The sequence below is a fragment of the Plantactinospora veratri genome, from assembly GCF_036421995.1.
Taxonomy (GTDB): domain Bacteria; phylum Actinomycetota; class Actinomycetes; order Mycobacteriales; family Micromonosporaceae; genus Plantactinospora; species Plantactinospora veratri.
Genome location: NZ_JAZGQL010000005.1, coordinates 175,074 through 189,056 on the forward strand (window position 1 = coordinate 175,074; position 13,983 = coordinate 189,056).

A 13,983-nucleotide genomic window follows, 5' to 3' on the forward strand; every position below is an offset into this window, starting at 1 on the left:
CTGCCCGGTGGCGGGGGCTCCGCGTCGTACCCGTGATTCGCCGGCCCGTCCGGCTCAACCGACCGCCAGGTCCCGGCGGCGGAACGTGGCCAGGCCGAGCCCGGTCAGCCCGACCGCGACGGCGAGCAGCACCACCAGGGGCGTGGTGCTCGGGTCGGCGGCCGGCACCGCCGGCAGGTGGGTGAACGGCGACAGGTTCAACACCGGCTGCGGCAGCTCCAACAGCGCGCCGAGCTGTCCCAGCAGGACGCAGAGCAGGAAGGCCGTCCAGGACAGCGCCACCGACAGCCGGGGCAGCAGCCCGAACAGCACCACCACCAGACCGGCGAGGACCAGTGCCGCCGGCACCTGGACCAGTCCGGCGACGGTGAGCCGGGCCACCTCGCCGGGTACGTCGCCGCTGACCAGGCCGTAACCCAGTCCGGTGCTCGCGCCGGCCAGCGCCAGCAGCACGACCGCGCCGAGGGCGGCCCAGAGCAGGTGGCTGAGCAGCCAGCGCGGCCGGCTGACCGCGGTGGCGAGTATCCCCTCCAGGGTGCCGGCCGCCTCCTCGGCCCGCAGCCGCAGCACCGCCTGGACCACGAAGCCGGCCACCGCGAGCGCGAACATCGCCATCATGGTGCCGAGGAACGCGTCGACCAGCTTCTCGGTGCCGCCGAGTTGGGCGATCAGCTCGGTGGCCGCCTCGTTCTCGCCGACGAAGCTGTCGACCTCCTCGCCGACCGACCCCATCGACAGCCCCATCACCACGATGCCGACCGCCCAGCCCAGCACCACACCGCGTTGCAACCTCCAGGCCAGGCCGCCGGGGCCGAGCAGGTTCCGGGCCGCCGCCGCCGGGCCCCGGCGGACCGCCAGCAGCCCGCCGCCGAGGTCCCGGTGTGCGGTCAGCACGAACGCCGTACCGACGGCGAGCAGCGCGAAGCCGGCCGTCAGGGCCAGTACCGGCCAGCGGTTGCGGTCGAACGCCTGGACCTGGCTGGCCCAGCCGAGCGGGGAGAGCCAGGACGGCCAGGCACTGACCACCCGCATCCCGTCGGCGGTGACGGTCCCCCAGGCGTCCCCGGCGGCCCGGAGCAGGAAGGCGAACCCGACGACGGCCGCGGCCATGCCGTTCGCGCCGCGCGCCGTACCGGAGATCTGGGCGGTCACCGCGGCGACCGCCGCGAACGAGACCCCGATCCCGGCGATCGCCGCACCGAGGGCGAACGAACCGGCCACCGGCAGGTCCCCGGCCACCAGGACCAGGGCGAGCAGTACTCCACTGAGCACGTTGGCGGCGAGCGTGGTGAGCAGGGCGGCGGTGAGCGGGGCGTGCCGGCCGACCACCGCCGAGCCGAGCAGCTCCGCCCGGCCGGTCTCCTCGTTCTGCCGGGTGTGCCGGACCACCGCGAAGGTGCTGAGCAGCGCGGCGAGCAGGGCCAGCATCGTGTACGCCTCGGCGGTGACCACCGAGCCGAGACTCGGCCCCGAGACCGGGCCGTTGAACGCCCGGGCGACCACACTGGCGGCGCTGGTGGTGGCGTAGCCGATCCGGTCGGACTCGGTGCCGTAGATGCCGGCGACGCTCTGCGCGACCGCGGCGGCGACCCCGGGCACGGCCAGCACCCAGACCAGGAGCTTGACCCGGTCCCGGCGGACCGCGAGCCGGGTCAGCCGGGCGGTACCGGTCAGCGCGGTCACCGGGCACCCGCCGGCACCGGACGCTGGGCGGCGCCGGTCCCGGAACCGTCGCCGTAGTGCCGCATGAACAGCTCCTCCAGGGTGGGCGGCGTACTGGTCAGCGCCCGTACCCCGAACCGGGCGAGGTGGGCCAGCACCGGGTCGAGGGTGCCGGACTCGACCTCGAACCGGGTGGTCGCGCCGGAGACGGTCACCGCGTGCACCCCGGCCAGGTCGGCGAGCCCCTCCACCGGGCGCTCGGTCTCGACCGTCATCGGGGTCCGGGTCAGGTGGCGCAGTTCGGCCAGGGTGCCGGACTCGACGGTACGGCCGGCCCGGATGATGCTGACCCGGTCACAGAGCGCCTCCACCTCGGACATCACGTGGCTGGAGAGCAGCACCGTCCTGCCCGCGTCGCGCAGCGCGGTGACGTACTCCCGGAAGACCGCCTCCATCAGCGGGTCCAGTCCGGAGGTCGGCTCGTCGAGCACCAGCAGTTCCACGTCGGAGGCGAACGCGGCGACGATCGCCACCTTCTGCCGGTTGCCCTTGGAGTAGGTGCGGCACTTCTTGGTCGGGTCGAGGTCGAAGCGCTGCAACAACTCGTCCCGGCGGGCCCGGTCCAGCCCCCCGCGCAGCGCGCCGAAGAGGTCGATCGCCTCCCCGCCGGAGAGGTTGGGCCAGAGGTTCACGTCGCCGGGCACGTACGCCAGCCGGCGGTGCAGCGACACGGCGTCCCGCCAGGGATCGCCGCCGAGCACGCTCACCTCGCCCGCGTCCTTGCGGAGCAGGCCGAGCAGGATCCGGATGGTGGTGGACTTGCCCGCCCCGTTCGGTCCGAGGAACCCGTGCACCTCGCCGGACCGGACGGTCAGGTCCAGTTCGTCCAGCGCGCGGGTGGCCCCGAAGGTCTTCACCAGGCCGGCCACCGAGATCGCGGTCATGACGCTCCCTTGCTAGTTGCCGATTCCGCGCCGTCTGGGAACCAGGACGACGTGTCGAGCCGGATCGTGACAGTGTCTCGATGCCAGTGTACTGACCGATGGTAGGACGACGGTCACAGATTTCTGATCGTCGGTCAGGGATCGGTACGCTGGGCGGATGGACGGACCTCCCGCTCTCGACACCCGGAGCCGGATCCTGCGTACCGCCCTGGACCTGTTCGGCGCGCAGGGCTACCAGCGCACCTCGCTGCGGCAGATCGCCGACCGGCTGGGGCTGACCAAGGCGGGCATCCTCTACCACTTTCCCAGCAAGGAGCACCTGCTGGTGGCGCTCGCCGAGCCGCTCGTCTCCGACCTGGAGGCGGCGCTGGAGCGGGCGGCCCGGCTGCCCTGGCCGGCGGCCCGCTGGGCGGCGCTGGAGGGCTGGGTCGACACCCTGCTGCGGCACCGGCGTCCACTGGGGACGCTCTACCACGACATGACGCTGCTCGCCCGGGGCAGCACGTACGCCCGGATCATGCGACTTGCCAGCAAGGCGTACGACCTGGTCGCCGGTCCGGGCGCGACCCGGCTGGAGCGGATCCGGGCGATCCAGGCCACCGGGATGCTCGGCGACCCCATCGTCTTCTTCGCCGACGTGCCGGACGACGAGCTGCGGGCCGCACTGCTCGACGGCGCGGTCCGGCTGCTCAGCGAACCGCCCCCGCGACCCGGCACAGAACGGACCGCAGAACCGGGCGCTGACCAGGCCGCAGAACCGGGCGGAGACCGGCAAGCCGGCCCGGAGCGGGTGCGGCCGAACCGTCGGCGCCGGGCGGGTCGACCGCCCGGGCTCAGTGCCGACCAGGTGCGTACGGCCCGGGCGATGCACGGTGCGGGCCTGCACACCGTGGACCAGATCGCCGCCAGCCTCGGCGTCTCCCGGGCGACCCTCTACCGGCATCTCCGGGTCGCCGACCCGGCGCACCCCGAGCGATAACGAGACAGATTCCGGCACTAATTCGAGACAATTTTGCGACGGCCGGAACGTCGCCCGACACGGCGGCCGGCCCGCGCGCCGAGCCGCCGGACGGACAGCCGGTCAGCCGGTCAGAGAGACGGATCCTGCGGGTCGAGATCGTGCAGCGGAAAGACCGCCTTGCGGGTCGCCATGATCGCCCGATCCACCGCGTCCGGCTCGCCGGTCGGCTGCCACGGCTCGTACGAGGCGTCCGCGTCGTCGGTCATCCGCAGCGGCACCTCCCGCTCCGGACGGCGGGCCTTGGCCAGCGCCCGCCAGGCCGGCGGGGTCAGCGTGGCCGGGTCGACCGCGTCGCCGGTGGCGACCGCGAGCAGGTGGGTCCAGGCCCGGGGCACCACCTCGACCAGCGCATAACCGCCGCCGCCGGTGGCCACCCAGCGCCCCTCGCAGAGTTCGTCGGCGAGCGCCCGCAGCGCCAGATAGCTCGCCCGCTGCCCGTCCACGCTCAGCCGCAGGTCGGCCAGCGGATCGAGCCGGTGGCTGTCGGCACCGCACTGGGTGATCAGGATCTGCGGCCGGAACGCGCGCAGCAGCGCCGGAACGGTGGCGTGGAAACCACGCAGCCAACCCGCGTCGCCGGTCCCGGGCGGCAGCGGCAGGTTGACCGCACTCCCCTCGGCCCCCGGACCGCCGGTCTCGTCGGAGAACCCGGTACCCGGGAAGAGTGCCAACGGCGTCTCGTGCAGGCTGACCGTCAGCACCCGGGGATCGCTGTAGAAGACCTCCTGCACCCCGTCACCGTGGTGCACGTCGACGTCCACGTAGGCCACCCGTTCGGCCCCGAGGTCGAGCAGCCGGGCGATCGCCACCGCAGGGTCGTTGTAGACGCAGAACCCGGCCGCCCGGCTGGGCATCGCGTGGTGCAGGCCACCGGCCACGTTGACGGCGCGCCGAGCCTCGCCCCGCCAGACCGCCTCGGCCGCCGCCAGGCTCGCCCCGGCCACCAGGGCACTCGACTCGTGCATCCCGTCGAAGATCGGATTGTCCGGGGTACCGAGGCCGTACCCGGAGAAGAGCGGGTCGCTCGGCGCCGCCCGGACCGCGTCCAGGTAGTCCGGCCGGTGCACCCGGGCCAGTGCCGCGTCGTCGGCCGGAGTGGGGGCCACCAGGCGTACCCCGGGGCGGTCCAGCACGCCGAGTTCCCGAGCCAGAGCCACGGTCAGTTCCACCCGTACCGGGTCGAGCGGATGGTCACCCAGGTCGTACGTCAGCAGACTCTCGTCCCAGACCACCACCGTGTCGTCCGACATGGTGGTCATCGTCGCACGGCCGACGACGGCCGGCCGCGACCGCCCAGCCGGAGTGCCGCGCGCCGCCGTCGGGCCGGTACGCCGGCTCAGGCGCCCGCCGCGACGGGGTGCGCCGGCTCAGGCGCCGACCGGTGCCGGGGTACCCGGCTCGGGGCCGAGCGCCACCGGCCGTTCCGGGTCGGTGATCCAGTGGCTCCACGACCCGACGTAGAGGGCCGCCCCGGGGTGTCCGGCCCGGTGCAGGGCGAGTACCGCCTGCGCGGCGGTCACCCCGGAGCCGCAGTAGGCGCCGACCCGCACCCCGGGCCGGACGCCCGCCTCGGCGAACCGGGCGCGCAGCGCCTCGGCGGCCGGGAACCGGCCGTCCGTCCCGACGTACTCGGTGGCCGGCACGTTCACGGCGCCGGGGATGTGCCCGGCCACCGGATCGACGGGCTCGGTCTCGCCCCGGTAGCGCACCGCCGCCCGGACGTCGACCAGTACCCCGTGCGCCGCCATCTCGGCGGCCGAGCCGGCGTCGAGCACCGGCATCCCGCCCGGGCGTACGGTCATGTCTCCCGGTGTCGGCGACGGCGGCTCGGTGGTCACCGGCTGCCCGGCCCCGGCCCAGGCCGGGAAGCCGCCGTCGAGCACCCGGACCTGCGCGTGTCCGGCCCAGCGCAGCGTCCACCAGGCACGTGCCGCCGCCATCTGGTCGCCGCCGTCGTAGACCACCACCGGACCTCCGGTGCGGACGCCGGCCGTGCGGAGCACCCGCTGCAACGCCGCCGGGTCGGGCAGCGGATGCCGGCCCTGCGCGCCGGGCCGCCCGGACAGCTCGGTGTCCAGGTCGACGAAGACCGCGCCGGGCAGGTGCCCGGTCAGGTAGTCCCGGCGGCCCGGCGGTCCGACGAGCCGCCAGCGGACATCGAGCACCACCGGTGGCTCGGCGGACGCCAGTTCGGCGGCGAGCCCGGTCACGTCGACGAGGAGGTCATCCGGTACGGACACGGGGTCCAGTCAACACCATCCGGAACGGAAGCGCCCGGCTCGGTGGCACTGAATATCGGTACCCCGAGGTACCATCGTGACCGGGAGGACCACTGACGTGAACGACCTAGTCGACACCACCGAGATGTACCTGCGCACCATCCTCGAGCTGGAAGAGGAGGGGGTGCCGCCGCTGCGTGCCCGGATCGCCGAGCGGCTGCGCCAGAGTGGTCCGACCGTCAGCCAGACCGTTGCCCGGATGGAGCGCGACGGCCTGCTGACCGTCGAGGACGACCGGCACCTCCAGCTCACCGCGCTCGGCCGCACTCAGGCGATCTCGGTGATGCGTAAGCACCGGCTGGCCGAGCTCCTGCTCGTCAACGTGATCGGGATGCCCTACGAGGAGGCCCACGACGAGGCCTGCCGCTGGGAGCACGTGATGAGCGACTCCGTGGAGAAGAAGGTCTACGAGCTGCTCGACCGCCCCACCCGGTCGCCGTACGGCAACCCGATCCCGGGACTGGAGGCGTTCAGCCCAAACCAGGACGTCCTGGTGGAAACGGTCACCGAGGGTGAGCGAAACCTCGCCTTCCCCGGCCTGAGCGGCCCCGTGGTGGTCCGGCGGATCTGCGAGAGCGTCCAGAAGGACGGCGACGTGCTGCGCCAGTTGCATGCGGCCGGCGTCGACCCGGGCGCGATGGTGACGGTCGCGCAGGAGCGGGACGGGGTCACCATCGACCGTTCCGGCGACAAGGTACGACTCCCCCGCGAGGTCGCCTCCCGGGTCTTCGTCGCCGCACACTGACCGCCGCACGGGGACCCCACACACCGACCGCCGCACGCTGACCGGGAGCCGGCCGCGCCCAGCCGGGCGCGCCCGGCTCCGGTCCGGCGATGGTCAGAGGCTGCTGGTGTCGATCTTCTTCGCCAGGTTGATCAGCTTGGGCGCCAGGGCGTCCGCCTCGGCCCGGTCCTTCCCGGCGGGAAAGGTGAAGCGGAGGCTGACCAGCCGGCCGTTGCCGGCGAGCCAGCCCACCTCGACCGTACTGCCGGCGCTCTTCGCCGGGGCCGTCGTCGCCCGATAGGCGGCCTTGCCCAGCCCCTTGACGGTCTTACCGCCGCTCGGCACCACCTCGTCGGCGAAGATCGACGCGTCGGCCGTGGTCGGCGTCACCGAGAGCGCCAGTTCGGGACGGGCCTCGGCCTCGCCGCGCAGCACGCAGGTGTCGGTCTTGCCGTGCCGGCTCGCCGCCGCCACCTCGAACCGGGCGCCGATCGCCTGCTCGACCGCCGGGTAATCCAGAAGCTGACACGCACCGCCGGCAGCCGACGCCGGCAACCGGACCACCTTCGGCGCCGGCCCGACCGACTGCGGCGCGGCCTCCTCGGCACAACCGGCGAGCAGCAGCAAACCGGCGCCAATCAGGCAGAGTCGTCCGCGCACCTCGTACCTCCCACCCGTCCGGCCCGAGCGCCGGGGAATCCGTCGGACACCGTACGGGTTCGGCCGGCGCGGCGAAACCCCGCGTCACCCGCCCGGCCGGCGGGGAGCGGAACGGCCCGGCTCAACCGGCCGGCGGTACCGGGTCGTCCAGGTACGGGCAGTGCCGGCAGCCACGCCCGCAGCAGGTGCCACGCCGAGCCAGGAAGCCGGCGGTGAGCACGAAGAGCCCGGTCACCGGGTCGGGATAACCCGCCTCACCGGCCGCGAGCGCGGCGGCGTGGGCGGCGAGAATCCGCTCCCGGCCCGGGTGCGTCACCGGAAGCCGGGCCGGATGCGGCTGCTCCAGCGGTCGGGGTGCCAACGGCAGGCGCCGCCCCCTGGCCCGCTCCCCCGCACCGTCCATCGCGCCGACCCTACGACAAGCAGCCGACCGCGCCTGCCACCGGCACCGGCACCGGCATCGGCACCGGCACCGGCACCGGCACCGGCACCGGCTAGCCGAACCAGACCATCGACTGTCCGTGCCCCCGGGTCCAGGCGAGCGGCCTGCCGTCCAGCGCGAGGACGTTGTGGAACGCGTCGCTCGGCTGCTCCGGCAACCCGTCGTAGGGCAGTACCTCCGGAGCCTCGTTCGCGATCCAGTGGCCGGGCAGCCCGCGTACCAGATCGGCGAAGGCCCGCCGGCGCGGCGCCGGCACCTGGTAGAGCACGGAGGTGTGGAAGACCACCAGGGTCGCCTCGGGCGGCGCCTGCGCGGCCAGCGCCGCGAGGTCGTCCACCAGGTCGCCGCGGCGCAGCAGCGGCGGCTCGGCGGCGGCGACGGCCGCCGCGGCCCGCAGCCGGGCCCGCCGGTGCGCGTGCTCCGGCCAGATGGTGGCGTCCAACCAGGCCAGGTCGGCGGGATCGGTCACGTCCAGCGGGTTCAGGTCCAGGCCGGCCCGCCACACCACCTCGGGCAGCCGGGTCGGCGGCGCCACCCCGCTGACCGCGCAGTCCAGCACCGGCTCGCCGGTGCCGAGCAGGTGGTCCCCGTAGCGGTAGGCGTAGCGGTCCGGATAGAGGCAGAGCCCGGCGGAGGCGCCGACCTCCAGCAGCGCGAGCGGCTGCGGCAGGGCGGTGAGCACCGGCAGCAGCAGCGCACACCGGCCGGCCTCGTTGGTCTGGGTGGCCCGGGTACGCAGCTCCGCCGCGATCACCGGCCAGTGCGCCACCACGTACTCGTGGAACGCGGCCGGGTCCTCTACCGGGCCGCCGAGCAGCCGTACCACCCCGAAGAGCAGATTCGGCTGCCGCTTGGCCGGCGGCAGCGTACCGATCAGGTCGAGCAGTTCGTCGTCGCGGGAGACGGCGAGGGCGAGCCGCTCGTAGGCGGGCGACACCCCCCGCGTCTCACGGGTACCGAACTCGACGTAGCGGGCGGCGATCGTCATCTGCCGATGATCCCAGCCGACCCGTCCACCGGCGCTGCGCAGCGCCGCTACGTCCGGGTGTCCCCCATCACCCCCGCCCCGACCGGGGGCGGACACGGCGACCGCCCGACCCCGGTCGGGTCGGGCGGTCACTCGTGTCAGCCGAGGTCAGCCGGTCTCAGCTGCATCCGGAGGTGGAACCGCAGCCCTCGCAGACGTAGCAACTGCCGGCGGGACGCATCTTGGTGCCGCAGGTGAAGCAGAGCGGGGCGTCCGCCGCCGTGCCGAGCACCGCCTCCAGCAGCTCGGTGGAGGAGCCGACCTTCGGCGCCGGCCGTTCCGCCACCACCTCGACCGGCTGCTCCGCCGCCGGCTCCGGCTTCGCCGTCTCCACCGGTGCCGACGCGGCCATCGCGGCGAGATCCACCGCGCCCTCCGCCTCGGCCTCGGCCCGCAACTGCGCGGCCCGCTCCTTGGCGGTGAAGATGCCCAGCTCCGCCCGGCGCTCGTAGGGCAGGAAGTCCAGCGCGAGCCGGCGGAAGATGTAGTCCATCACCGAGGCCGCCATCCGGATGTCCGGGTCGTCGGTCATCCCGGCCGGCTCGAACCGCATGTTGGTGAACTTGCTGACGTACGTCTCCAGCGGCACACCGTATTGCAGGCCGATGGAGATGGCGACCGAGAAGGCGTCCATCACCCCGGCCAGCGTGGAGCCCTGCTTCGACATCTTCAGGAAGACCTCGCCGAGACCGTCGTCCGGGTACGACGAGGCGGTGAGGTAGCCCTCGGCCCCGCCGACCGAGAACGAGACCGTCTCGGAGGGGCGCTTCTTCGGCAGCCGCTTGCGCACCGGCCGGTACTCGACGACCCTCTCGACCGCCTTCTCCGCCGGAGCCGGCTCGACCGCCTTCTCCTTCTCGTTCTTGGCGGCGGAGAGCGGCTGGCCGACCTTGCAGTTGTCCCGGTAGATCGCCAGGGCCTTGAGACCGAGCTTCCAGCCCTCGAAGTAGATCTCCTCGACCTCCTCCACGGTCGCCGACTCCGGCATGTTGACCGTCTTGGAGATCGCGCCGGAGATGAACGGCTGCACGGCGGCCATCATCCGGACGTGCCCCATCGGGGCGATCGAGCGCTGGCCCATCGCGCAGTCGAAGACGGCGTAGTGCTCCGGCTTCAACCCGGGCGCGTCCACCACGTGACCGTGCTCGGAGATGTGCTCGACAATCGCCTCGACCTGCTCCTCGGGGTAGCCGAGGCTGCGCAGGGCGCGCGGGACGGTCTGGTTGACGATCTGCATCGAGCCGCCGCCGACCAGCTTCTTGAACTTCACCAGCGCGAGGTCCGGCTCGACCCCGGTGGTGTCGCAGTCCATCATCAGCCCGATGGTGCCGGTCGGGGCGAGCACCGACGCCTGGGCGTTGCGCCAGCCGGACTTGTCACCGATCTTGTTGCCCTGGGTCCACTGCTTCGTCGCCTCGCGGACGATCTCGCCAGCGACCGCGCCGGTCGGCTTGATCGCGTCGTTCGCGGCGGCGTGCTTGCGCATCACCCGCTTGTGCGGCTCGGCGTTGCGGGCGTACCCGTCGTAGGCGCCGACCACCCCGGCCAGCTCGGCGGAGCGGCGGTAGGCGGTGCCGGTCATCAGCGAGGTGATCGCGGCGGCCACCGACCGGCCGCTCTCCGAGTCGTACGGGTGGCCGGTCGCCATCAGCAGCGCGCCGAGGTTGGCGTACCCGATGCCGAGCTGCCGGTACGCCCGGGTGGTCTCGCCGATCTTCTCGGTCGGGAAGTCGGCGAAGCAGATCGAGATGTCCATCGCGGTGATGACCAGCTCGACCGACCTGACGAACCTGGCCACCTCGAAGCCGCCGTCGGCGCGGAGGAACTTCATCAGGTTGAGCGAGGCCAGGTTGCACGAGGAGTTGTCCAGGTGCAGGTACTCCGAGCACGGGTTGGAGGCGGTGATTCGGCCGGTCTCCGGGCAGGTGTGCCAGTCGTTGATCGTGTCGTCGTACTGCAGGCCGGGGTCGGCGCACTCCCAGGCGGCCTGGGAGATGGTCCGGAACAGCCCCTTGGCGTCGATGGTCTCGATCACCGCGCCGTCCAGCCGGCCGCGCAGGTCGAAGGTGCCACCGTCCTGCACCGCCCGCATGAACTCGTCGGAGACCCGGACCGAGTTGTTGGCGTTCTGGTACTGCACGCTGACGATGTCGGAGCCGCCGAGGTCCATGTCGAAGCCGGCGTCCCGCAGCGCGCGGATCTTGTGCTCCTCGCGCGCCTTGGTGAGGACGAACTCCTCGACGTCCGGGTGGTCGACGTCCAGGATGACCATCTTGGCGGCCCGCCGGGTGGCACCGCCGGACTTGATGGTGCCGGCGCTGGCGTCCGCGCCCCGCATGAAGCTGACCGGGCCGGAGGCGGTGCCGCCGCTGGAGAGCAGCTCCTTGGAGGAGCGGATCCGGGAGAGGTTGACCCCGGAGCCGGAGCCACCCTTGAAGATCAGCCCCTCCTCCTTGTACCAGTCGAGGATCGAGTCCATCGAGTCGTCGACGGCGAGGATGAAGCACGCGCTCACCTGCTGCGGCGAGGCGGTGCCGACGTTGAACCAGACCGGGGAGTTGAAGCTGAACACCTGGTGCAGCAGCATCCAGGTCAGCTCGTGCTCGAAGACCTCGGCGTCGGCCGGGCTGGCGAAGTAGCCGTGCTGCTCCCCCGCCGCCCGGTACGTCTTCACCACCCGGTCGATGAGCTGCTTGAGCGACCACTCCCGCTCTCGCGTGCCGACCGCGCCCCGGAAGTACTTCGTGGTGACGATGTTGGCCGCGTTGACGCTCCACGAGTCCGGGAACTCGACGCCCCGCTGCTCGAAGTTGATCGAGCCGTCCCGCCAGTTCGTCATGACGACGTCCCGGCGCTCCCAGGTCACCTCGTCGTACGGGTGCACCCCCTCGGTGGTCCAGACGCGCTCGACCTTCAGGCCGGCCGTCGTCGCCGCCCGGGTCCGTGACCTACTTGCTGTCACACCTTCCCCCGACATCTCATCCGCCCCCTTACGCACGCACGACTCTTCCCGTCGTACGGCTTCGCTGATCTGTTACCAGAACGAACTAACTGGCCGGTTCGCCCGCCGGCTGGACGGCCCCGACGCCGTCCGCCGCCGGACGGTTCCGCGCCACCGCCGCCGCCCGCAGCGTTTCGATCTCGCGCTCGAAGTCGTCCAGCGACTCGAACGACCGGTAGACGCTGGCGAAGCGCAGGTAGGCCACCTCGTCCAGCTCGCGCAGCGGGCCCAGGATGGCCAGCCCCACGTCGTGACTGGGGATCTCGGCCGCGCCCCTGGCCCGGACCGTCTCCTCGACCCGCTGGGCCAGCAGGGCGATCGCGTCGTCGTCCACCGGCCGGCCCTGGCACGCCTTCCGCACCCCGCCGATGATCTTGGTCCGGCTGAACGGCTCGGTGACGCCGCTGCGCTTGACGACCGCGAGCACCGGCTCCTCGACGGTGGTGAACCGTTTGCCGCATTCCGGGCAGGCCCGCCGGCGCCGGATCAACTGGCCGTCGTCGGCCTCCCGCGAGTCGACCACCCGGGAGTCGGCGTGCCGGCAGTACGGACACCGCATCGCCGACCTCCTTCGCACCGCCGGGACCACCCGCGCCCGCGGCCCGCCGGAAAAGACGGACCCGCCCACAGGCAGCCGACACCGGCGGTCAGCCACCCTCGGCGGCTTCCGCAGTGCTGTGCGTACCTGAGAGCTGCGGGTAACGGAACCCCAACTTCTAGGCTACTTACACCCTTGTCACTACTACATCTAGGGGTCGACCGTATGTCGCGGAACAGCCGAGGTCAAGTTGAACAGGGCGTGGCGCGGCCCGCAAATCTTCCAACCGCGGCACCGACGGGACGGTTACCGCTTCGCCGGCAGGATCAGGCGCTGACCGGCGTACACCGTGTAGTCGTCGAGGTCGTTGAGCCGGCGGATCTCGTCAATCACCGCGAACGGGCGCCCACCGGGCCGGTGCCGCTCGGCCACGGACCAGAGGGTGTCACCGGGCCGGACCACCGCCGTCTCCGCCGACCGGGGCGGGTCGGCGGCCCGGGAGGCGGGCGAGAGGATCGCCGCCAGCCCTGCCACGAGGAGCAGCAGGAGCACCGTCACGACCAGCCGCCCCCGCCGGGTGAGCCGAAGCCGGCCACCGCCCCGGGAAGCCCTCGGGTATCCCGTCGCACCCATCGTGACCTCCAAGATCGAACAGGAGTTCGAACGAACGGACGTACGATGGTTTATCAGAACAGGCGTTCGATGTCGAGCCGACGGAGGCGACACGCCGCACAGAATGTCGTACAGATGTTTGAAACTATGTGATCTCACCTATACGGTTTTGAACACCGACACCGGGACCGCACGAAACGCGGGACCGGGCCGGGCCACGACGCACCACGAGCCGCCAAGGCACCCCACCGCCACCAGGAGGACGACGTGTCGACCGACGACCGGACGAGCCGGCAGAAGCCCCAGAAGAGCGGCGCACCGGGCAGCCGGGCCGCCCGACGCACGGCCGGGCCGCGCGCCCGGGAGGGTGCCCCCGCACTGCGCGCGGTCACTCCGGTGGTCAGCACCTTCCCCGACCTGGTCTCCGCGGACCTCACCGCCCGGCAGCGGCGGATCCTGGAGTTCATCCGGGACTGGGTGGAGCGCTACGGCTACCCGCCGAGCGTCCGGGAGATCGGCGAGGCGGTCGGCCTGGTCTCCCCGTCGAGCGTGGCCTACCAGCTCAAGGAACTGGAGCGGAAGGGCTTCCTCCGGCGCGACCCGAACCGCCCCCGTGCCGTCGACGTGCGTCCGCCGAGCGAGATGATCGACGACGAGACGGCCCGGGCCCAGCGTCCCACCCCGGCCTACGTGCCGCTGCTCGGTCAGATCGCCGCCGGTGGCCCGATCCTCGCCGAGCAGGCCGTCGAGGACATCTTCCCGCTCCCCCGCGAACTGGTCGGCGAGGGCGAGGTCTTCATGCTCCAGGTCAAGGGTGACTCGATGCTCGACGCGGCGATCTGCGACGGCGACTGGGTGGTCGTCCGCCAGCAGCCGACCGCGAACTCGGGAGAGATCGTCGCGGCGATGCTGGACGGCGAGGCGACCGTCAAGACCTACCGCCGCCGGGACGGGCACGTCTGGCTGATGCCGGCCAACTCCGCCTTCGACCCGATCGCCGGTGACAGCGCCACCATCATGGGCCGGGTGGTGGCGGTACTCCGCCGGATCTGACGCGTACCCGGCCGGTCCGC

Annotated in this window: 13 protein-coding genes; 3 read left to right on the plus strand and 10 right to left on the minus strand. The window is 72.6% G+C overall.

Annotated elements, in window-relative coordinates:
• Window positions 1–54: 54 nt before the first annotated feature.
• Together V1634_RS06985 and V1634_RS06990 are read right to left on the minus strand one after the other, a co-directional pair.
• Entirely contained in the window at window positions 55–1,683 is a 1,629-nt protein-coding gene (locus V1634_RS06985; RefSeq protein WP_331206915.1) for an ABC transporter permease, read from the minus strand.
• Complete coding sequence (locus tag V1634_RS06990) at window positions 1,680–2,606, minus strand: ABC transporter ATP-binding protein (protein WP_331206916.1); 927 nt, start codon at window positions 2,604–2,606, stop codon at window positions 1,680–1,682. Before V1634_RS06990 ends, V1634_RS06985 begins: the two co-directional genes overlap by 4 nt.
• Window positions 2,607–2,763: 157 nt before the next feature.
• Here V1634_RS06990 and V1634_RS06995 point away from each other — a divergent pair, with 157 nt between their 5' ends.
• Window positions 2,764–3,585, plus strand: a complete 822-nt coding sequence (locus tag V1634_RS06995) for a TetR family transcriptional regulator (protein ID WP_331206917.1) — start codon at window positions 2,764–2,766, stop codon at window positions 3,583–3,585.
• Between the two features lie 110 nt (window positions 3,586–3,695).
• Here the strand turns inward: V1634_RS06995 and V1634_RS07000 are convergent, their stop codons facing one another.
• Together V1634_RS07000 and V1634_RS07005 are read right to left on the minus strand one after the other, a co-directional pair.
• Window positions 3,696–4,877 carry an acetoin utilization protein AcuC gene (locus V1634_RS07000; protein WP_331206918.1) on the minus strand — a complete coding sequence of 394 codons (1,182 nt, stop codon included), beginning with the start codon at window positions 4,875–4,877 and terminating at the stop codon, window positions 3,696–3,698.
• A gap of 117 nt (window positions 4,878–4,994) precedes the next feature.
• Window positions 4,995–5,867: a sulfurtransferase gene (locus V1634_RS07005; RefSeq protein WP_331206919.1), complete on the minus strand. Its 873-nt coding sequence runs from the start codon at window positions 5,865–5,867 to the stop codon at window positions 4,995–4,997.
• Window positions 5,868–5,964: 97 nt separating this feature from the next.
• Between V1634_RS07005 and V1634_RS07010 the strand changes: the two genes are divergently transcribed.
• The gene (locus V1634_RS07010; RefSeq protein WP_331206920.1) at window positions 5,965–6,651 is read left to right on the plus strand and encodes a metal-dependent transcriptional regulator; all 687 of its coding nucleotides are present in this window, start codon (window positions 5,965–5,967) and stop codon (window positions 6,649–6,651) included.
• A gap of 93 nt (window positions 6,652–6,744) precedes the next feature.
• On the opposite strand, the gene V1634_RS07015 is transcribed toward V1634_RS07010, so the two are convergent.
• The 6 genes from V1634_RS07015 to V1634_RS07040 all read right to left on the minus strand — a co-directional run bounded on the left by V1634_RS07015 (window position 6,745) and on the right by V1634_RS07040 (window position 12,931).
• A complete protein-coding gene (locus V1634_RS07015; protein ID WP_331206921.1) occupies window positions 6,745–7,290 on the minus strand; it encodes a hypothetical protein in 546 nt (181 codons plus the stop codon).
• A 121-nt stretch (window positions 7,291–7,411) separates the two neighbouring features.
• Window positions 7,412–7,693 (minus strand): DUF5522 domain-containing protein, encoded by a 282-nt coding sequence (locus tag V1634_RS07020; protein WP_331206922.1) that lies wholly within the window; start codon window positions 7,691–7,693, stop codon window positions 7,412–7,414.
• Between the two features lie 91 nt (window positions 7,694–7,784).
• A complete protein-coding gene (locus V1634_RS07025) occupies window positions 7,785–8,720 on the minus strand; it encodes a DUF2332 domain-containing protein (RefSeq protein WP_331206923.1) in 936 nt (311 codons plus the stop codon).
• A gap of 157 nt (window positions 8,721–8,877) precedes the next feature.
• Window positions 8,878–11,736, minus strand: a complete 2,859-nt coding sequence (locus V1634_RS07030; RefSeq protein ID WP_331206924.1) for a vitamin B12-dependent ribonucleotide reductase — start codon at window positions 11,734–11,736, stop codon at window positions 8,878–8,880.
• A gap of 70 nt (window positions 11,737–11,806) precedes the next feature.
• Window positions 11,807–12,319 carry a transcriptional regulator NrdR gene (gene nrdR, locus V1634_RS07035; protein ID WP_331206925.1) on the minus strand — a complete coding sequence of 171 codons (513 nt, stop codon included), beginning with the start codon at window positions 12,317–12,319 and terminating at the stop codon, window positions 11,807–11,809.
• Between the two features lie 285 nt (window positions 12,320–12,604).
• Complete coding sequence (locus V1634_RS07040; protein ID WP_331206926.1) at window positions 12,605–12,931, minus strand: LysM peptidoglycan-binding domain-containing protein; 327 nt, start codon at window positions 12,929–12,931, stop codon at window positions 12,605–12,607.
• A 246-nt stretch (window positions 12,932–13,177) separates the two neighbouring features.
• On the opposite strand from V1634_RS07040, the gene lexA reads away from it, so the two are divergent.
• On the plus strand, window positions 13,178–13,963 hold the full coding sequence (lexA, locus tag V1634_RS07045; protein ID WP_107258606.1) for a transcriptional repressor LexA: 786 nt from the start codon (window positions 13,178–13,180) through the stop codon (window positions 13,961–13,963).
• Window positions 13,964–13,983 lie beyond the last annotated feature (20 nt).